Annotated in this window: 18 protein-coding genes and 2 pseudogenes; 11 read left to right on the top strand and 9 right to left on the bottom strand. The window is 63.7% G+C overall.

The window, feature by feature from the left end:
• Positions 1-14: 14 nt before the first annotated feature.
• The 3 genes from ggt (at position 15) to B4L76_RS09850 (ending at position 3,194) form a co-directional block, all read left to right on the top strand.
• Positions 15-1,805, top strand: coding sequence for a gamma-glutamyltransferase (ggt, locus tag B4L76_RS09840; protein WP_296232120.1), 1,791 nt, complete (start codon positions 15-17; stop codon positions 1,803-1,805).
• 70 nt (positions 1,806-1,875) lie between these two features.
• The gene (locus B4L76_RS09845) at positions 1,876-2,757 is read left to right on the top strand and encodes a LysR substrate-binding domain-containing protein (protein ID WP_296232121.1); all 882 of its coding nucleotides are present in this window, start codon (positions 1,876-1,878) and stop codon (positions 2,755-2,757) included.
• A 200-nt stretch (positions 2,758-2,957) separates the two neighbouring features.
• Positions 2,958-3,194 carry a hypothetical protein gene (locus B4L76_RS09850; protein ID WP_296232123.1) on the top strand — a complete coding sequence of 79 codons (237 nt, stop codon included), beginning with the start codon at positions 2,958-2,960 and terminating at the stop codon, positions 3,192-3,194.
• Between the two features lie 4 nt (positions 3,195-3,198).
• Here the strand turns inward: B4L76_RS09850 and B4L76_RS09855 are convergent, their stop codons facing one another.
• From B4L76_RS09855 to B4L76_RS09870, 4 genes are all read right to left on the bottom strand, one after another.
• The gene (locus B4L76_RS09855) at positions 3,199-3,798 is read right to left on the bottom strand and encodes an START domain-containing protein (protein ID WP_296232125.1); all 600 of its coding nucleotides are present in this window, start codon (positions 3,796-3,798) and stop codon (positions 3,199-3,201) included.
• Positions 3,799-3,887: 89 nt separating this feature from the next.
• On the bottom strand, positions 3,888-4,724 hold the full coding sequence (locus B4L76_RS09860; RefSeq protein ID WP_170030190.1) for a bifunctional allantoicase/(S)-ureidoglycine aminohydrolase: 837 nt from the start codon (positions 4,722-4,724) through the stop codon (positions 3,888-3,890).
• A gap of 136 nt (positions 4,725-4,860) precedes the next feature.
• Positions 4,861-6,222, bottom strand: coding sequence for an LLM class flavin-dependent oxidoreductase (locus tag B4L76_RS09865; RefSeq protein ID WP_296232127.1), 1,362 nt, complete (start codon positions 6,220-6,222; stop codon positions 4,861-4,863).
• A gap of 14 nt (positions 6,223-6,236) precedes the next feature.
• Entirely contained in the window at positions 6,237-7,217 is a 981-nt protein-coding gene (locus B4L76_RS09870) for an aliphatic sulfonate ABC transporter substrate-binding protein (protein ID WP_296232128.1), read from the bottom strand.
• 248 nt (positions 7,218-7,465) lie between these two features.
• Here B4L76_RS09870 and B4L76_RS09875 point away from each other — a divergent pair, with 248 nt between their 5' ends.
• A complete protein-coding gene (locus B4L76_RS09875; protein ID WP_296232129.1) occupies positions 7,466-8,137 on the top strand; it encodes a TetR/AcrR family transcriptional regulator in 672 nt (223 codons plus the stop codon).
• Between the two features lie 30 nt (positions 8,138-8,167).
• On the opposite strand, the gene B4L76_RS09880 is transcribed toward B4L76_RS09875, so the two are convergent.
• Positions 8,168-9,175 (bottom strand): GlxA family transcriptional regulator, encoded by a 1,008-nt coding sequence (locus B4L76_RS09880; RefSeq protein ID WP_296232146.1) that lies wholly within the window; start codon positions 9,173-9,175, stop codon positions 8,168-8,170.
• A 161-nt stretch (positions 9,176-9,336) separates the two neighbouring features.
• On the opposite strand from B4L76_RS09880, the gene B4L76_RS09885 reads away from it, so the two are divergent.
• From B4L76_RS09885 to B4L76_RS09900, 4 genes are all read left to right on the top strand, one after another.
• Complete coding sequence (locus B4L76_RS09885; protein WP_296232131.1) at positions 9,337-9,807, top strand: FAD/FMN-containing dehydrogenase; 471 nt, start codon at positions 9,337-9,339, stop codon at positions 9,805-9,807.
• Between the two features lie 105 nt (positions 9,808-9,912).
• Positions 9,913-10,125, top strand: a complete 213-nt coding sequence (locus B4L76_RS09890; protein WP_296232132.1) for a PLD nuclease N-terminal domain-containing protein — start codon at positions 9,913-9,915, stop codon at positions 10,123-10,125.
• Between the two features lie 182 nt (positions 10,126-10,307).
• Positions 10,308-10,718, top strand: coding sequence for a RidA family protein (locus tag B4L76_RS09895; protein WP_296232134.1), 411 nt, complete (start codon positions 10,308-10,310; stop codon positions 10,716-10,718).
• 106 nt (positions 10,719-10,824) lie between these two features.
• Positions 10,825-11,697, top strand: a complete 873-nt coding sequence (locus B4L76_RS09900) for a DMT family transporter (protein WP_296232136.1) — start codon at positions 10,825-10,827, stop codon at positions 11,695-11,697.
• Here B4L76_RS09900 and B4L76_RS09905 read toward each other — a convergent pair.
• Positions 11,694-12,413, bottom strand: coding sequence for a TorF family putative porin (locus tag B4L76_RS09905; RefSeq protein WP_296232138.1), 720 nt, complete (start codon positions 12,411-12,413; stop codon positions 11,694-11,696). The genes B4L76_RS09900 and B4L76_RS09905 overlap by 4 nt on opposite strands.
• A gap of 81 nt (positions 12,414-12,494) precedes the next feature.
• Positions 12,495-12,746 carry a hypothetical protein gene (locus B4L76_RS09910; protein WP_296232139.1) on the bottom strand — a complete coding sequence of 84 codons (252 nt, stop codon included), beginning with the start codon at positions 12,744-12,746 and terminating at the stop codon, positions 12,495-12,497.
• 130 nt (positions 12,747-12,876) lie between these two features.
• Between B4L76_RS09910 and B4L76_RS09915 the strand changes: the two are divergent.
• The 3 genes and pseudogenes from B4L76_RS09915 to B4L76_RS09925 all read left to right on the top strand — a co-directional run.
• A pseudogene (locus tag B4L76_RS09915) lies at positions 12,877-13,194 on the top strand (hypothetical protein); the annotation flags it as partial.
• Positions 13,195-13,359: 165 nt separating this feature from the next.
• Positions 13,360-14,829, top strand: a complete 1,470-nt coding sequence (locus B4L76_RS09920; protein ID WP_296232141.1) for a DUF3300 domain-containing protein — start codon at positions 13,360-13,362, stop codon at positions 14,827-14,829.
• Positions 14,826-15,707, top strand: coding sequence for a DUF2950 domain-containing protein (locus B4L76_RS09925; RefSeq protein ID WP_296232143.1), 882 nt, complete (start codon positions 14,826-14,828; stop codon positions 15,705-15,707). Before B4L76_RS09920 ends, B4L76_RS09925 begins: the two co-directional genes overlap by 4 nt.
• Before the next feature lie 21 nt (positions 15,708-15,728).
• Here the strand turns inward: B4L76_RS09925 and B4L76_RS09930 are convergent, their stop codons facing one another.
• Together B4L76_RS09930 and B4L76_RS09935 are read right to left on the bottom strand one after the other, a co-directional pair.
• Complete coding sequence (locus B4L76_RS09930) at positions 15,729-16,478, bottom strand: DUF6708 domain-containing protein (protein ID WP_296232145.1); 750 nt, start codon at positions 16,476-16,478, stop codon at positions 15,729-15,731.
• Positions 16,475-18,090: pseudogene (locus B4L76_RS09935) on the bottom strand (hypothetical protein); the annotation flags it as partial. The pseudogene B4L76_RS09935 and the gene B4L76_RS09930, both read right to left, overlap by 4 nt.

Genomic DNA, 18,090 nt, shown 5'->3' on the forward strand with positions numbered 1-18,090 from the left:
GCAGGAAGCAAACGATGACATTCTTCACCCACCTGACAAGCGCCCTGTGCCTGCTGGCTACCAGTGGCTGGGCATGTGCCGATGCGGTACTGCCAGCACCACCGGAACTGGCCTCCGGCTATCGTTCTGGCCTGCAGCCGGTGCACGCCAGCCGGCACATGGTCGCTGCCGCCAACCCGCTGGCCAGCGAGGCGGGGCGGGCGATGCTGCGGGCCGGTGGCAGCGCCATCGACGCGGCCATCGCGATGCAGATGGTATTGACCCTGGTCGAGCCACAATCCAGTGGTATTGGTGGCGGGGCGTTCATCCTGTACTGGGACGGCCAGCGCGTGCAGGCCTACGATGGCCGCGAGACAGCCCCGGCGGCGGTGTCGGAAAAGTTGTTCCTGCAAGCCGACGGCTCACCCATGCCGTTCAGGGAGGCGCAGATCGGCGGCCGTTCGGTAGGGGTGCCCGGCGTGTTGCGGGCGTTGCAACTGGCCCATGCGCAACACGGCAAGCTGCCCTGGGGCGAGCTGTTCACCCCGGCGATCGCCTTGGCACGCAACGGTTTCCCGGTTTCCGAACGCCTTCACGCCCTGCTGGCGAGTGACCCGTTCATTGCCCGGTCACCGGCCATGGCCCGCTACTTCCTGGATGCGCACGGCAAACCGCTGGCGGTCGGCACGACCTTGCGCAACGCCGAGCTGGCGCAAACCTTCGAGCAGATTGCCGCGCAGGGCGCCGAGGCGTTCTACACCGGCGAAATCGCCGAAGCCATCGTGGCCAAGGTGCGCAGCCATGCCAACGCCGGCTACCTGACGCTGCAGGACTTGCAGCAGTACCAGGCCAAGGAGCGCGAGCCGGTATGTGGCCCCTACAAGGCCTGGCGCATCTGCGGCATGCCGCCGCCTTCATCGGGCGGGGTGGCGGTGCTGCAGACCCTGGGCATTCTCGAAGCGCTGCAGCGGGCTGCGCCGGCACGCGACCTTGCCACCATGCGGCCGGTCGCTGCTTCATCGGCTGCCGAACTCGAAGCCCCAGCGCTGGCCGTGCATCTGGTTGCCGAAGCCGAGCGCCTGGTGTATGCCGACCGCGCCCAGTACCTGGCCGACAGCGATCATGTGGCTGTACCGGTCAAGGCCTTGACTGACCCCGCCTACCTGGCCGCCCGCGCCGGGCAGATCGGCGACTACAGCATGAAGCGCGCGCGCCCCGGCAAGCCGCAAGGCGCCGACCTGGCCCTGGCCCCCGACCGTTCGCCGCTGCGTATTTCCACCTCGCACCTCAGCGCGGTCGATGACCACGGCCAGGCCCTGGCCATGACCACCTCGGTGGAAGCAGCGTTCGGCGCGCACCTGATGGTCAAGGGCTTCCTGCTCAACAACCACCTGACCGACTTCTCTTTCATCCCGCAGGAACAAGGCCAGCCCGTGGCCAACCGGGTGCAGCCGGGCAAGCGGCCGCTGTCGTCCATGGCGCCGACCCTGGTGTTCTCGCAAGCCTCTGGCGAACTGGTGGCCAGCCTGGGCTCGCCCGGAGGCTCGCAGATCATCGGCTACGTCAACAAGGCGCTGATTGGCCTGCTGGATTGGCAGCTTGACCCGCAGCAGGCGGCCGGCCTGCCCAACTTCGGCAGCCGCAATGCCGACACCGAAGTGGAGGCGGGGTTGGCCAGCCCGGCGCTGATCCGCCAGCTGGCAGCCTGGGGGCATGTGGTAACACCCATGAGCATGACCAGTGGCATGCAGATCATCCAGCGCAGCGGTGACGGCTGGTCGGGCGGTGCCGACCCCCGGCGCGAAGGTGTGGCACTCGGCGACTAGCCCTGCGCGTTGCGGTGCAGGGGGTGGCGTGATAGAAAACAGCCTTGCCATTTGAAAGTTGAATACCAGAATGTCTACTGGCGTGAAATCGAATAGGGCCCTGTTCGACCTCGACTTGCTGCGCGCCATTGTGGTGGTGGCTGATTGCGGCAGTTTCACCACGGCTGCCGCCCGTCTGCACTCGACCCAATCGACCATCAGCCAGAAGGTGCGGCGCCTCGAGGACATGGTCGGTCATCGCCTGCTGGTACGCGGCAACCGGGATGTGTTGCCGACCGACGCCGGGCAGACCCTGCTTGGCTATGCCCGGCACATGTTGGCCCTGAACGACCAGATGCTCGAAGCCCTGGCCGGCGCGATGGTGGGCGTGACCGTGCGCCTGGGCGTGCCCGAGGATTTCGTTGGCGGGCGAACGACCAATGCCTTGTCAGCGTTCAGCCGAAGGCACCCACAGGTGAAGTTGGAAGTCACCAGTGGCCTGTGCCGGGACCTCAGCCAGGCCTACGATAATGGCGAGCTCGACCTGGTGCTGCTCAAGCAGCGGCGCAACGCCCGCGAAGGGGTGGCGTGCTGGCCGGAGCGCCTGCAATGGATCGACAGCGCACGTGCGCCGGCATTCGAACTGGACCCGATCCCGCTGGTGACCTTTCCACCGCGTGGCCTGTACCGCGACGACATGATCAATGCCATCGAGGGCACGGGCCGGCGCTGGCGCATCAGTTTCACCAGCTCCAGCCTCAGTGGCATCCAGGCTGCAGTGGCCGATGGCATGGGCATCAGCCTGCTGCCACCGCGGGCCGCTACCGGTGAGCATCGGGTACTGGGGGCAGGCCAGGGGCTGCCGGAGGTCGACAGCTACGAAATCGTCATCGTTCACCGGCCGACGGCGGATATCATGGTCAAGGCCCTGGCCGAGGTGATGACGCAATTGTTGGCGGGTGGCGGCATCTGAGCGCTGCAACTGCGGTAGCGGGGCTCGGCGAGGTGTCGAATGCGCTGTCTTTCCCTTGGACGATGGCTGCTGCCTCGATCATTCCCACAAGGCAGGCGCGGGTTTCTGAATGATTCGAGGGGAATCTGGCTAAAGCCATCCAGACTGGGCGGAACATAGGATCTGCTGCGCAACCCCTTTGATCTCATTCCGGAGACCCCATGAAAAAGATCGCATTCATAACCCTGCTGGCCGCTGCAGGCCTGGTTCAAGTAGCTCACGGCAACGAGCGTGAAGAAGCGGATACTGCGGTCAGCGAGACGACTGCATCGTCTACCGAACAGCCTGAAGCCCGTCGTCGGACCGTCCGCAGCATTGGCGTGCCAGACACACCCTGCCCTGAAGGTACCTACCTGACTGCAGCCGGCCATTGCAACCCGTCCCACGAGTTTGACTGAAGCCTCAAGGTTGACGCTCGGCTACGGCCCTCAGGGTTCTGAGGGTCACCACCGGCGCATCGACCACGAATCGGTTGGCCAGCCAACCCGGCACATCCCCCGCCGGGTCGGCTTGCAGCTGGTAGATCACCTCGGTTTCCCGCTTGCCGAGCGGCCTCATGATCCATTCGCCCGACAAGTGCTGCACGCGGATCAGCCCGGGCTCTTCTGGCAAACGGCCCGGCTCGGCACTCAGGTGCCGCACCAGGGTACCGTCGTCGAGCCGCTCGGTGGTCACTTTCAGCACGATGTCCCGGGGCATCGTCGGCCACGGCAGGTTGGTGGTCAGGTACACCCAGGTATCGGCACCGTTCACCTCCAGCAGGCGCATCTGCTTGCAGGCGTACAGCCATTTGCAGGCTACCCGCAGGTTCTCCTGCAGGTCGGTGAGCGTGCGCACGCTGGCTTTCATGGTGCTGACCCCACGAAATTGCCGGTACGGCGAGCCGGTAACACCGCTCAGGTAGACGCGAATGCCTTCGCGGTCGTAGGCCAGGTCCCAGTCATCGGCGGCCAGGGCGGGGGGGCACAACAGCAGGACGGCGAGCAGCAGGCAGCGGTTCATGGCAGGCACCGCGCGGGGTTTGGAGGTTTCAGTATGCGCGGCAAACAGAAAGCCCGCCAGATTGGCGGGCTTGCGGGGTCAGCCTGGGCTTACCGCTTGGGGTTCAGCGTCAGGTGCACGTGGCGGTTGACGTCCTTGTACAACAGGTAGCTGAACTTGCCTGGGCCGCCGGCATAGCAGGCTTGCGGGCAGAAGGCGCGCAGCCACATGAAGTCGCCAGCCTCCACTTCTACCCAGTCCTGGTTCAGGCGATACACCGCCTTGCCTTCGAGCACGTACAGGCCGTGTTCCATCACGTGGGTTTCGGCAAATGGGATCACGCCGCCCGGTTGGAAGGTGACGATGTTCACGTGCATGTCGTGGCGCATGTCGGCCATGTCGACGAAGCGGGTGGTGACCCAGCGGCCTTCGGTGCCTGGCATTTCGATGACGGTGGCGTTGTCACGGTGGGTGACGAAGGATTCGGGAACGTCCAGGCCCTCGACCTTCTGGTAGTGCTTGCGCAACCAGTGGAAGGTGACGTTGGCCTTGCTGTTGTTGCGCAGGCTCCACTCGGCGCCGGGGGCCAGGAAGGCGTAGCCGCCCGGTACCAGGGTGTGGTGTTTGCCTTCGACGGTGATATCCAGTTCGCCTTCGACGATGAACACCACCGCTTCGGCGTTCGGGTCCAGCTCGGGGCGCTCGCTGCCGCCTTCCGGGGCGACTTCGACGATGTACTGCGAGAAGGTCTCGGCAAAACCGGTCAGCGGGCGGGCGATGACCCACATGCGCATCTTGTCCCAGAACGGCAGGTGGCTGGTGACAATGTCACGCATCACGCCCTTGGGAATGACGGCATAGGCTTCGGTGAACATGGCACGGTCAGTCAGCAGCTCGGTCTGAGCCGGGTGCCCACCGTGGGGGGCGAAGTAGGAATGATTCGACATGGACGATCTCGACTTGTTGTTCTCTCCCCATGCCGTGAACCGCACCGGCCGGTGCGGCGCAGGGGATGTGGCGACAGGATAGGGGCGAGTGCGTGCCATCCACAAATTAAATGTTGGAATACCCGCTATTTGCCAGCTAAATGCTGACCTGGCGGCCGGCGTGCGCTTCCGGCAAACGGTCGCCCTGGCCGAACAGCTTGTGCCGCAAGCTGCCTTCGGCATAGCTCAGCGGGTAGCGGCCACGCCGTTGCAACTCGGGTACCAGCAGCTCGACCACCTGGGCGAGGTCGTCCGGTTGTACCGCGTAGGTCAGGTTGAAACCATCAATGCCGGTCTCCTCCAACCAGCTTTCCAGCTGCTCGGCGACTTCGCTGGCCGCACCGACCAGCACCGGGCCGCGGCCACCCAGGCCGACGAATTCGGCGGCCTCGCGCACGGTCCAGCGGCGGTTCGGGTCGGCCGCGGTAAAGGCGGCCAGGGCTGCACGGCCGGCATCGTTCTCGACATATTCGATCGGCGCATCGGGATCGAGGCCGGCAAAGTCGATGCCGGTCCAGCCCGACAGCAGCGCCAGGGCGGCGTCCAGGTCCACGTAACGGCGATACTCGGCGAAGCGTGCTTCGGCTTGTTCCCGGGTGGGGGCGACAATCAGCAAGGCCTGGGCGTAGATCAGCACGGCGTCACGGCCACGCCCGGCGGCCTCGCTGGCCTGGCGAATGCCGTCGGCGTAGCGGTGCAGCACCGTGGGCGTCGGCCCGCTGATGAACACGCATTCGGCGTGGCGCGCCGCGAACTGCTGGCCGCGCGGCGAAGCGCCGGCCTGGAACAGCACCGGCGTGCGCTGGGGTGACGGCTGGCACAGGTGCATGCCGGGTACCTGGAAGTGCTCGCCGGTGTGCTTGATAGGGTGCACCCGGGTTGGCTCGATGTACCGCCCGCTGTCACGCTCCAACAGCACCGCATCTTCGTCCCAGCTTTTCTCCCACAGCTTGTACAGCACCTGCAGGTATTCCTCGGCCAGGTCGTAGCGCTGGTCGTGGCCCAGCTGCTGCGCCAGGCCCAGGTTCCTCGCGGCACTGTCGAGGTAGCCGGTGACGATGTTCCAGCCGACCCGGCCATTGCTCAGGTGGTCGAGCGTGGACATGCGCCGGGCGAACGGGTAGGGGTGTTCGTAGGTGAGCGAGAAGGTGACGCCAAAACCCAGGTGTTCGGTAACCCCGGCCATGGCCGGGACCAGCAGCAGCGGGTCGTTGACCGGCACCTGTACACCACCGCGCAGGGCAGCCTCGGGGCCGCCCTGGTAGACATCGTAGATGCCCAGCACATCGGCGATGAACAGGGCGTCGAACAGGCCGCGTTCAAGCAGGCGGGCCAGGTCGGTCCAGTAATCCAGGCGGTTGAAGTTCACACTGGTGTTGCGCGGGTGCCGCCACAGGCCGGGCGACTGGTGGCTGGCGGCGTTCATGCTGAAGGCGTTGAAGCGGATCGGGCGCGGCATGCTGTGGGCTCCGTTCAGGGCAACACGGAAGCCGGGTAGACCGCGTCGGCGACCTGCAGCTTGTGCGGAATCAGGCCCAGGCCCTGGAAGGTATCGGCCAGCTTCTGCTGCTCGGCCACAATCTGCGGGGTGATCGCCACGGCGTTGTAGTTGCGGCGCTCACTGGCCACTTGCAGGACATTGGCGCTGATCCCCAGTTGTGGCGACAGCAGCGCGGCGACTTCGGCAGGCTTGGCGTTGGCCCACTGGCTGACCTTGCCCAGTTCGGCAAAGAAGGTTTTCAGCAGGTCGCGATGTTCATCGGCGAAGCTGGCTGTGGACAGGTAGAAGGTGCGGTTGTTCGACAGGCCGCTACCGTCGCGCAGGCTCTTCAGGCCGGGCTGGCTTTCGGCTGCCGCCAGGAACGGGTCCCACAGGGTCACCGCCTGCACGCTGCCTGACTGCAGGGCGGCCACGGCATCGGCGGCGTTGTTGACGTAGGCCGGGGTGATGTCACGGTAGCTGAGGCCGGCCTGCTCCAGGGCGACGGCCAGCAGATACTGCGCATTCCAGCCGCGACCCGTGGCAACGCGCTTGCCTTTGAGGTCCGCGACGCTGGCCAGCTGGTCCTGTTCGCGCACCACCAGGCCGATGCCACGTGGGTAGGGTTGCTCGGCAGCCAGGTACACCACCGGCTTGCCTGCGGCCTGGGCGAACACCGAAGGTGCATCGGCAGCGTGGCCGAGGTCGATGGCACCGGTGCTCAGGGCTTCGAGCAACTGCGGGCCAGCGGCGAATTCATGCCAGCTGACGGTCACGCCTTGGGGTGCCAGGGCCTTCTCCAGAGCACCGCTGCCCTTGAGGATATTGATACTGTTGAACTTCTGGTAGCCGATGCGCAGGGTCCTGGTGTCGTCGGCCAGGGCTTGCGACCAAGGCAGCAGGGAACTGGCGACACTGGCCAGCAGACCGCCGAGCAGCAGGCGGCGCAGGGGGGAAAAAGCACGGGCGGGCATGGGCATTGCTCCTTGAGTCGGTAGGTAAACGGTGCGCCCAGACTAAGGAGCTGGCGTTAGGCTTTCAATTTTTATATTCCATTTCGTTAGAATGTTTAGTCATTTGCATATCATTTTGTTTTATTGGTGCCCTACCCGGCGCGTCAGTTGCGCTGAAAGCATCCGGCCGCCGTACCAACAGCGCGCTTCCCTGCGTGGCCCCGCTCACGGATAATCCGGGCAATCCAATAAATAGCCTGTGAGTGGGTATGAGTGATTCCGTAGTCAGCCTCGGCCAGCCTGAAATCGTAGGGGGGCGCAAGACGCGCAAGAACAACCCCGAGAAAACGCGTGAGGACATCCTTCAGGCCGCGATCAACGAGTTCGTCCAGCAAGGGCTGGCCGGCGCCCGTGTTGACGCCATCGCCGAGCGCACCGCCACCTCCAAGCGCATGATCTACTACTACTTCGGCAGCAAGGAGCAGCTGTACTGCGAATGCCTGGTCAAGTTGTACGGGGATATCCGCAAGACCGAGCAAAGCCTGGACCTGGAGTCACTGCCGGCCGAGCAGGCGATACGTCGGCTGGTGGAGTTCACCTTCGACCACCACGACCGCAACGTCGATTTCGTGCGGATCATCTGTACCGAGAACATTCACTATGGCGAGTACGTGAAGCAGTCGCCGGCAATCCGCGAGATGAGCAGCCTGGTGCTCGAGGCGCTGGGCAACACACTGCGCCGTGGCGTCGAGGAAGGGGTATTCCGCACCGGCATCGAGGTCATCGACCTGCATATGCTGATGAGTTCGTTCTGCTTCTACCGGGTGTCGAACCGCCATACTTTTGGCGAGATCTTCCAGATCGACCTTTCCTCTGATGAAGTCAAGCAGCGCCACAAAGCCATGATCTGTGACGCCGTGCTGCGCTATATCCGCGCCTGAGCAGCATTTTCGAGTGGCTTGCGCGGCCCGTCATTCGCCCAGACGCTGCTCGCGCGACGGCGGGTAGCCGAAGTACGCCGCATAGCATTTGCTGAAGTGCGACACCGAGACGAAACCGCAGGCCACGGCCACCTCCATCACCGACAGGTCGGAGTACTGCAGCAGGCGGCGGCTCTTGGTGATGCGCAACTCCATGTAGTAGCGCCGCGGCGAGGTACCCAGCTGGGCCTGGAACAGGCGGTCGATCTGCCGCCGCGAGCGCCCGCTATAGGCGGCCAGCTGGTCGAGGCTGAGGGTTTCCTCGAGGTTGTTCTCCATCAGCTCGACGATGGTGCGCAGGTGCAGGCTCATGGATTTCTTCGCCCCCGGGCCAACCTGGCGGTAGCGGGCGCCGGAGAACGACAGGATCTCTTCGACGCCTTCGGCCAGGCCGTCGCCATACAGCCGGCGCACCAGGCCCAGCATCAGCTCCATGGCGCCATTGGGGCTGGCGGCACTGAGGCGGTCGCGATCGAGGGTGAAGCTGGCCGGGGTGATGCGTGTCTGCGGGCTGCGTTCACTCAGGCTGGCGCGCTGCTCGGGGTGGATGCTGCAGCCGTAGTCGTCCAGCACTCCGGCGCGGCCAAGGAACCAGGCACCGTTCCACAGGCCACCGAGGGCCATGCCGTGGCTGGCGCAATCGTCCAGCAGGCGGTCAAGTTCCGGGTACTTCAGGGGCGTGCGCAAGCCGCCGCAGATTACCAGCAGGTCCAGTTCTTTCAGCGCCTCGGCAGACACCTCGGTGGCCACCAGCTCCAGCCCCAGGTCGCTGAGCACGCGGTCGCCATCCAGTGACAGCGGGGTGAAGCGGAAGCTGTCGGCGCGCAGCAGGTTGGCCGTGACCAGCACGTCCATGGCGACGGTGAAGCTGGCCATGGAAAAGTGTTCGAGCAATACGAAATCGACCCGATAGGGGGCCTGGGCATTGGCGCTGGTGGACTTCAGACGCAGCATGTTGCTGGTACTGGTCTTCTTGCTGAACTGGCGTGGCGTGGGCACTCTGGACTCCGCTACCGGGCTGGCCTGGAGAGTGTGGCGGGTGGCCGCGGGAAAGACAATCTCGCAGGTGGTGCTGGCATAATCGAGGTCGTGTTCAGGCAAGCTGCCTGGCCTGGCCGGTTATCGCCATGCTGATGTTCCCGTCACTGAGGATGCCCTTGATGAAACACGTCGCTGCCCTGTTGCTTTGCCTGGTGCCACTGCTGGCCAATGCCCTGCAGCCTGGCGAAAATCTCGCGCCGTGGACGTTGCTCGACCAGCACGACCAGGCCTACAGCCTCGATGCCGGCACGCATATCCTGCTGGTAGCCCGCGACATGGACGCTGCCAGGCTGGTCAAGGCGGCGTTGGCCGACCAGCCCAAGGGTTACCTGGAAGCGCGCGATGCGGTATTCGTCGCCGACATCCAGCGCATGCCGGCGCTGATCAGCAAACTGTTTGCCGTTCCCGCCATGCGCGGCTACCACTACCGGGTGCTGCTCGACCGTGATGGACGGGTAGCCAGCCGTTATACCGGGCAGGATGGCCAGGTACAGTGGCTGCAACTGGAACAGGGCAGGCTGGTGAGCCAGCAGGCGTTTGCCGATGCGGCAGCGTTGAAGGCGGCGCTGGAGACTGCACCACGGCACTGAAACCTGTCTGCGGCGGCCTGGCGCTCGGTAAGCCACAGGCAAATCAATCTGAACCCTTGGCGTCCCCCGCAACCAAAAGCAGTACATGCCATTGGGAGGATGCTCATGGAAATCGGAACGATCTGGTTCATCGTCGCCATGCTGGTGATCGTGCTGGAAATCTGGGCCATCTGGCACATCATCGGCAGTGACCGGCGCGCCGAGCGCAAGATGCTGTGGATTGTGTTCGTGGTCTACGCGCCATTCCCCGGCCTGCTGTTCTGGGCCTGGCGTGGGCCGCGGGCGGTGAAGGGCAGGGTGGTGCTGGAGGAAAAATAAGCTGATCGGCATCAGGCGCGGGGGCGCCTGATGCCGATCAGCCTGTAGCAGCCACCGTGCAGACACACGCGTGGCTCACGGGTGCCTGCGCCGCGTGCGCAGCGTGCTGTGCATCGCACTTGACCTCTAGTTAACTTAAGGTCTGATACTGCGCCACTCTTTCAACTGATCGAGGGCTTATCGTGACCCATTCAACCGCGTTCCAGCTGAGCAATCCTGAAGGCTTGTACGACCCCAGCGACAATGCCTATTCCCATGTCGCCGAGGTCCGGGCCGGCAGCCATCTGCTGTTCATCGCCGGCCAGGGCGGGGAAGACCGCGACGGGCAGTTGTCGCCGCTGTTCGCCGAGCAGGCACGCCAGGCGCTGGCCAACCTGGAGATAGCCCTAGGCGCGAAAGGTGCCAACCTGGCCCAGGTGTTCAAACTGACGCTGTTGATCGTCGACCATTCGGAAACGCGCCTGCGTGAGTGGGTCGCCGAGGCTGATAGGGCCTGGGGCCCCCACCCGAAACCGACCTGTACGCTGATACCGGTAGCGCGGCTGGCGCTGGACGGCATGCTGGTGGAGATCGAGGCGGTGGCAGCGTTGTAGAGCACCCTACGTAGGTGCCGGCAAAGTGAAAGGCTGTTGTATATCGGTGCTGGTCATATCAGCATGTCCGCTATAACAACAATTCCTTCTCAGAGGTGACCACACCATGAGCACCGGCACCACCACGCTCTACCACCGCAAGGCCCGGCCCTGGCTGTGGCCCGCACTGTTCAGCCTGGTGGCCTTTGCCGCCAACTCGGTGTTCTGTCGCCTGGCGCTGAAGGACGGCGCCATCGACCCGGCGTCCTTCACGGTGGTGCGGCTGGCCAGCGGCACACTGTTCCTGCTGATGTTGATCCGCCTGCGCAAGCCCGCGTTGGCCATGGGCGGCAGTTGGCGAGGCGGCCTGGCCTTGTTTCTCTATGCATTCCTGTTTTCTGCCGCGTACCTGCAACTGGGCGCCGGCGCTGGTGCGTTGCTGCTGTTCGGTGCAGTGCAGATCACCATGTTCGGTTTCGCCTGGTACACAGGTGAACGGATCACCGCGCGGATGTTGCTGGGCATGCTGATTGCCTTTGCCGGCCTTTTGCTGCTGCTGTTACCCGGCAGCGCAGCGCCCCCCTTGGCCAGTGCCTTGCTGATGGCGGCGTCCGGCGTATCCTGGGGGGTGTATTCGCTATTCGGCAAAGGCTCGCCCAGGCCGCTGGCGGACACTGCTGGCAATTTCGCCCGGAGCCTGCCGTGCCTGGCACTGCTGGCACCGATGTTGTTGCTGGGCAGCGACCTGCACTTGGCCCCGCTGGGTTTGTTGTATGCCCTGGGCTCTGGCGTGCTGGCATCGGGTGCGGGCTATGCGGTGTGGTATAGCGTGGTCAGGCAGGTCAGTGCACAGCAGGCGGCAACCTTGCAGCTCAGCGTGCCAGTAATCGCTGCACTGGGCGGGGTTACCTTGATCGGTGAAACGGTGTCTTTGCGCTTGCTCCTAGCGTGCGTCGTCGTACTTGGCGGCATTGCCCTGGCCCTGTTGCGAAAACCCTAGAAGAACCTGCGCTGCGCCTTCAGCGTGACCATGCTGTCGCAATAGGTGTTGCTGCCAGAATACGCATCGCAAGCGCCACCACTGAGGCTGGAGTCGCTGTAGATCAGGTCCAGGTCAATGCCAAGCCAGGGCCGGGACAACGCCAACGACCAATCGGAAAAGCCGTTCACCTGGCTGCCATCGCCAAGGGTGAAGGGCTGGCCCAGGCGGTGATGAGCGAGCTTGGCGGTGAGGTCGACGCCGAACAGCGGCAATTGGCCGAAATCAGCGAACAGCGTGCCGGTGCGATGATCAGGACTGTCGCGCAGCGCGCCACCGAACCGGCTTCCCAGTACCGACACCCCACCGTACAGGGCATAACTGTCGGGGCCGGCGATGTTTGGCTGGCTATACTGGATCAACCCCACTTCGTAGCCCAGGCTGCTGTCGAAGCGTTGCTTGTAGCCGAGGTAACTGTCCAGGCGCAGGGTGGAATCAGCTGACACGCCCATACTTGGGGCGTATTGGCCGAGGTACCAGCCACTGGGGTGGCTGAAGTCGAGGCCACCGTGGAATGCACCGATCGGCGTGGGGGAGATCAGCCCTTGGGCCATGCTGCGAGAGGGGGTGGTGCCGAGGGTGAAGTCGAATTCGCCCAGTTCGCGTTTGATCTGTTGGGCCAGCAGCACAGGGCAGAACAGCAGTGCCGCACCCAACAACAGAAGGGGCCTGGTCATGGTCTCCATCCTGGAAGGCTTGTGCTTGAGCGGTGAAGCATACCGCTGCGCGAGGACGGAGGGAACCTCTGGCGGGCCCGTTCAGCCGTTGCTCGAACCGTCGCGGTCGGCGGCTTCGGTCACCACAGGCAGGCTGCCGGCACGCTGGATCATCCGCCGCTGCTGCTCGTAATCGTCCAGGGACAGGCCACGCCGTTGCAGCGCTTCGAGTTGCAGCTGGCGGGTTTCTTCGACGCTGTAGGGACGCAGTTCGGGGTGGTTGGCACAGCCGCTGGCGCTGGCAATCGCAACAGTGGCAAGGGTGGCGGACAGCAGGCGGGCCAGGGTGTTCATCGGGTAGCTCCAGGGACCGGTGTGGTGAAGGTCAAGTCGATGGAGCCAGGGTATTCGGCCAGGCCATCGGGCAGAAATTGCCGTTCTCGATAGTGACTATCGATGGTTCCTGCGGAACCGGGAGGGCCTGATGGGGCAAGACGAGCAACCGCGCAGCTGGGGAGTACTGGAGCCGATTGACCGGATTACCAAAGTGATCTTCGGCTGTTGATGGCCATGACTTTCATCGGCTCACTGAGCGTAGCCACGGCGGGGCGCGAAGATGCCCGGCTGATGCTGATTGCCGCGTTCGGCTGCGACCTGGCCTGGGGCTTGGCCGATGCGGTCATCTACCTGTTGCGCACCTGGACCGAGCGTACCCGCAGCCGTACGTTGCTGGGCCCGCATGCAGGCCGGCGAGGGCAGCCTGGCGTTGGATGAGGACGGCCTGGAAGTGGTGCGCAGCAAAGGGCCGGTACAGGACAATTACAGTTGGCAACCAGGCCGTTGGATAGATTCAAAACCAGCAACCCTCCTCACCCTTGGAGTGCAAAAAGTTTGCGCTCCATCAGGTGGCCAAAGGCAGTGTCATTGCTACCCTTAAGCCACGCGGTCTGACCTGATGGGAGAAGCGATGCGCATGCCATTGTCTGCGGTCTTGTCGGCGGTCCTGTATCTGAGCGCCATGCCCGGCCTGGTGCTGGCGGAAGACGTACCCGCCCCCGACCCGGCACCCCAGTCCGACACGGCCGCGGCCAAGGACCCGGTGTTCACCCAGGAGCAACTGGACCAGATGCTCGCGCCTGTCGCCTTGTACCCCGATGCCTTGTTGGCCCAGGTACTGATGGCAGCCACCTACCCGGGGCAGGTCAGCGAAGCGGTGACCTGGTCCAAGGCCAACCCCAAGGCTTCAGGCGACGATGCGGTCAGGAAAGTGGCGAACCAGCCTTGGGACCCGAGCGTACAGGCCTTGGTCGCCTTTCCCCAGGTGCTGGCCACGCTGGGCCAGGACCCGGTCTGGGTGCAGCGCCTGGGTGACGCCTTCCTCGCGCAGCCCGACGATGTCATGGGCGGTGTGCAGCGCTTGCGTCACCAGGCCCAGGCCGCTGGCAACCTGCGGAGCAACCAGTACCAGAATGTGACCGTCCAGGCGGCACCGGCACCGGCACCGGCACCGGCACCAGCACCGGCCTCCAGCAGCACCCAGGTGGTCGCGGCCAGCAGTCCGCCCACCACTATCATCATCGAACCGGCCGACCCGCAAGTGGTGTACGTGCCCAGCTACAACCCGACCACCACCTACGGCACCTGGGCCTACCCGGCCTCGCCACCGCCGTATTATCCGCCACCGCCGATGTACTACCCCGGTTCCGCGCTGGTTGCCGGCCTGGCCTTCGGTACCGGCGTGGCAATCGTCGCCTCGCTGTGGGGCGACTGCGACTGGGGCAACAATGACATCGACATCGACGTCAACCGCTACAACAACATCAATGCCAACAACCGCATCACCAACAACCAGAACAAATGGCAGCACAACGCCGCCAACCGCGACGGCGTGCCTTACCGCGACGCCCGCAGTCGCCAGCAGTATGGTCGCCAGCTCGACGGTGCCAGCCAGCGTGCCGCCTTCCGTGGCGACGATGCACAGCGCGCCCGGGCCCGCGACCAAGCGCGCGCCTCCATGGACCGGGCCGGCATCGAACGGCCGGCCACCAGCAACCGCCAGGCACGCCAGCAGATGCGCGAGGCGCAAGCAGGCAATACGCCTGGCAACCGCATGCAACCCCGGAACGACACCAGGGCAGCCGAGCGTCGTCAGGAAACCCGCAGCACCCAGGCCCGCCAGCAGAACAACCAGGTGAACCGCAGGCAGGGTGAAGGCCAGGCGCGACAGGTAGCGCAGAACCGGCCTGGCAGCAGCGCCGGTCGGGCCCGCAACAATGCCTTTGATGGCGTGCGTGCGCCGACGCGCACCAATCTGCAGGCCAGCCGTGGTCGAATCAGCCAGTCGCTCGCCCAGCGGCCGGGCGCCTCGCGTGCCGCCGGGCACACGATCTCCCGGCCCAGTGCGCCTGTACGTCGCGGGGGAGGAGGCCGTCGATGAACCGTCAACCGATAGCGGCACTGGTAATCGCGGTCGGCATGATCTGGTCAACCCTGGTTGCGGCGCAGGAAGCCTTCCCGACACCGGAAAAGGCCGTGGACGCCTTCGTTGCGGCGCTGGGCGAAGCGAAACCCGATGAAGCCCGCCTGGCCCAACTGCTGGGCGATGACTGGCGTATCTACATACCGCGCGGTGGTGTGCAACGCAGTGACGTGGACACCTTCCTCGAGCAGTATCGCGCGCAGCACAGCATCGACAGGACGGAGGATGGCAAGGCCGTCCTCGCGGTGGGCAGCGCGCACTGGACCCTGCCTATCCCGCTCACGCAAGGCAGCCAGGGCTGGCGCTTCGACCTCAAGGCCGGCAGCGCCGAAATCCGCGCGCGGCGCATTGGCCGCAACGAACTGGGGGCCATGCAGTCGCTACTGGCCTACCACGACGCGCAGATGGACTATGCCACCCAGGACCATAACGGTGACGGCGCCCTGGAGTATGCGCAGAAGATTTTCAGCGAGCCCGGCATGTACTGGGATGATGACGGTGACGGGCAAGTCAGCCCGCTGGGCCCGCTGTTTGGCCAGGACGTGGTCGGCGACGCCTGGTATGGCTACCACTTCCGCATCCTCGACGGCCAGGGCCCGTCCGCCCCTGGTGGCGCCTACAGCTACCTGATCGGCAAGCACATGAGCCGCGGTTTTGCCATGGTCGCCTGGCCGGCGAAGTACGACGACAGCGGGGTGATGAGCTTCATGATCAGCCATGACGGCGAGGTGTTCGAGAAAGACCTCGGGCCGAACGGTGACCACCTGGCCAGGCAGATGAAGCGCTTCGACCCGGATGACAGCTGGAAGGTGGTGGAAGTGCCAGCGGAGGATTGAGCGATCGAGTCCGATGCCAGCTCAGGGCGCGGTTCGCGATTCCAGGTCCATGTCGGCTGGCCAGTTCACCTTGGGAGCTAAACGTAGGGCGAATTCACACCAAAGCACGTCGTTGTGGACTTTGGGTTCGCCGGGGGGCGGCAGGGCTGAAGGGCCTTGTTGCATGTAGGTGCAGATATAGGCCCAGGCGTACTGGTCGGCGCCCATCGTCACCAGAGGGAAACGGTCGATCACATTGTTTGTGCCGGGCGCGACGATGGAAAGTGTTACACCCCATTTTAATGGACTGGTCCGGGACCATCGTTCGGCGCGCACTTGTGACCACTCGTAACTGGCTGGAACGACTTTGCCCTTGTCGAATGGGTTCCACCATTGATGTTTGAAATTGTAGGCGTAGATTTTATGGCGCGCCCGGTTGAAACGGATGGGTAGATCTCTGGGTGGGGCAAGATCAGCACGGAATAGGATAATGCTGCTCCATGAATACAATGCATACATGAACCCTAGCAGGAGGACACTGCCAAGATCTGTTGGGTCCGTATGGTTGATCATCCAAGGGAGATCGCTCAAGGCCCAGATAAGATAAAGAAGCGTCAGTGCCGAAACTACACCACGGTATGCCATTGCTGAGCGAGGTATTTCGAGATAGATGTCATCTTGGTGGTTTGGCGTCTGGTTTCCCAGGTTGGGCTGTAAAAGTGTTGAGTCGCAAGGCCCTGGCAGGTCTTCTTTCCAACCAGGACAGGGGGGGACGAGTGCTGGCCCGCTCATTGTATATCATCCTTGCTGGCACGAATGTCACTTTCCTTCACGCTCACTTGAGCGTAGGTCGTCGGGTCATGGCGGTCGGGCCAGTAACTAAGATCTAACTCAAAGGCTTGGATGGTGTGATGGTCGGAGAGTGGCAGCGATCCCTGGATACTGACACCTCCCGTCCTTTCGTCCAGTTTTTTCAGGGGTTGCATATCGGACATGCTTGAGAAAAGGTCTATAGGCTCTTTATTTTTTGCATTCAGTTTGATAGGAGAAGAGCTGTCAGCTGATAATTCAACTATTTCAGAGTACCTGCCTCCGCGGTGCAGGCGCAGACGCCATTGATAATGTGAAAGGCGTTGGTTGAAATCAGGGATGCGGATGAAATAATTCAATCTGAAACTGGCCGGCACCGCGTTACCGTCACTGATAGATACTGTTGTTTCAGCGTCTCGGTGAATAGTGTGACTAAGGTTGAACTGTATTTGAATCGAGACCTCCGCTTCCAGGCCGAGGATTGCAGCGTTAAGGGCGCCAATAGCAGTGTCCATATCAGTGTCGGCTTTCCACTGTCGAAATGATCGAGGCAGTCCCCACCTGCAATTTCTGGCCCAGAGTTCTATTGCTGAAGACTCTCTGCGCTTGGCTGCAGTTGCAAGCAAATAGGCAGCAACACCTAACATAATGCTTATGCCTATTGGGCCAAGTAACGCACCGTAGCCAAAAGCGGCCCAGATTCCAAAGGCTGCAGCCCCGTATGAGGTGGCACTTGCGAACCGGTAGAGTTGAGCCGCGGGGGTATCTCCTATCCGCTCGGATCTGGCGCTTGCGTATGTGTAATGAGCTCCGTCCATGACGCCAGCAAGCGCCGCAATGCCGGAACCAAATCTTGCAATACCAGTCCCCAGTGACATGGTGGTTACCGTCCCGGGCCACGGTATCTTCGGGCGTACCACTGCAACAACACCCCCAGCCGCTTCTACACTGCTACCTAACAACCCAAGCGACGAAGACCAGATCGCCGCCAGCGCTTCCGGGTTGTTCTGATGCGTTTCCTGCAACGCCCGATAGTTCCTGCCCAGGCTGTCCTGATGAAACCACAGGCTGCCCAGGGCAAACAGCAGGCCGGCGCTGCCGCCACTGGCGGCGGCATCGCGCAGGCTGCGCATGGCGTCGCTGGCCACGCTTTGCGCGGCCAGTAAGCTGATCTTCAATCCCTCCGTGGCCTGTGCACGCAGCGTACCCGCACCTATCGCGATATTCCGTACCAGCGCCCCGACACCACCGGCTGCTCCCTCCCGCAGCTGTACCAGCCGCGCCTGCAAGCTCTCGGCGCTTTCGAACGTCCACAGCATCACTTCGATCATCTGGTTGCGATTACCCGGCGCGGCGATATTGATCGCCCCGCTCAGCACCATGGCCCGCACCTTGCGCCCCAGCGGATCGCGAAACTGCTGGTCGATCTGCTGCAAGAATGCATCGGTGCGTGCCTGCACGGCCTCGTCGAGCAGGCTCATGTATTCGCCCAGGGTCAGCGAGAGCCTGAACGGGGTCACCTGCTGCCCGGCGAACAGCGCAAATGCCGAGCGATGCACATGGCCGATCAGCGTCCTGGTCCGTTCACTGAGGT

The sequence above is a fragment of the Pseudomonas sp. UBA4617 genome (genome assembly GCF_002386445.1).
GTDB lineage: Bacteria > Pseudomonadota > Gammaproteobacteria > Pseudomonadales > Pseudomonadaceae > Aquipseudomonas.

What these genes read in the sequence shown, in the direction of transcription:
- ggt (WP_296232120.1), top strand. Translation starts at nt 15, where the DNA reads ATGACATTCTTCACCCACCTGACAAGCGCCCTGTGCCTGCTGGCTACC.
- B4L76_RS09845 (WP_296232121.1), top strand. Translation starts at nt 1,876, where the DNA reads ATGTCTACTGGCGTGAAATCGAATAGGGCCCTGTTCGACCTCGACTTG.
- B4L76_RS09850 (WP_296232123.1), top strand. Translation starts at nt 2,958, where the DNA reads ATGAAAAAGATCGCATTCATAACCCTGCTGGCCGCTGCAGGCCTGGTT.
- B4L76_RS09855 (WP_296232125.1), bottom strand. Translation starts at nt 3,798, where the DNA reads ATGAACCGCTGCCTGCTGCTCGCCGTCCTGCTGTTGTGCCCCCCCGCC.
- B4L76_RS09860 (WP_170030190.1), bottom strand. Translation starts at nt 4,724, where the DNA reads ATGTCGAATCATTCCTACTTCGCCCCCCACGGTGGGCACCCGGCTCAG.
- B4L76_RS09865 (WP_296232127.1), bottom strand. Translation starts at nt 6,222, where the DNA reads ATGCCGCGCCCGATCCGCTTCAACGCCTTCAGCATGAACGCCGCCAGC.
- B4L76_RS09870 (WP_296232128.1), bottom strand. Translation starts at nt 7,217, where the DNA reads ATGCCCGCCCGTGCTTTTTCCCCCCTGCGCCGCCTGCTGCTCGGCGGT.
- B4L76_RS09875 (WP_296232129.1), top strand. Translation starts at nt 7,466, where the DNA reads ATGAGTGATTCCGTAGTCAGCCTCGGCCAGCCTGAAATCGTAGGGGGG.
- B4L76_RS09885 (WP_296232131.1), top strand. Translation starts at nt 9,337, where the DNA reads ATGAAACACGTCGCTGCCCTGTTGCTTTGCCTGGTGCCACTGCTGGCC.
- B4L76_RS09890 (WP_296232132.1), top strand. Translation starts at nt 9,913, where the DNA reads ATGGAAATCGGAACGATCTGGTTCATCGTCGCCATGCTGGTGATCGTG.
- B4L76_RS09900 (WP_296232136.1), top strand. Translation starts at nt 10,825, where the DNA reads ATGAGCACCGGCACCACCACGCTCTACCACCGCAAGGCCCGGCCCTGG.
- B4L76_RS09905 (WP_296232138.1), bottom strand. Translation starts at nt 12,413, where the DNA reads ATGACCAGGCCCCTTCTGTTGTTGGGTGCGGCACTGCTGTTCTGCCCT.
- B4L76_RS09910 (WP_296232139.1), bottom strand. Translation starts at nt 12,746, where the DNA reads ATGAACACCCTGGCCCGCCTGCTGTCCGCCACCCTTGCCACTGTTGCG.
- B4L76_RS09920 (WP_296232141.1), top strand. Translation starts at nt 13,360, where the DNA reads ATGCGCATGCCATTGTCTGCGGTCTTGTCGGCGGTCCTGTATCTGAGC.
- B4L76_RS09925 (WP_296232143.1), top strand. Translation starts at nt 14,826, where the DNA reads ATGAACCGTCAACCGATAGCGGCACTGGTAATCGCGGTCGGCATGATC.
- B4L76_RS09930 (WP_296232145.1), bottom strand. Translation starts at nt 16,478, where the DNA reads ATGAGCGGGCCAGCACTCGTCCCCCCCTGTCCTGGTTGGAAAGAAGAC.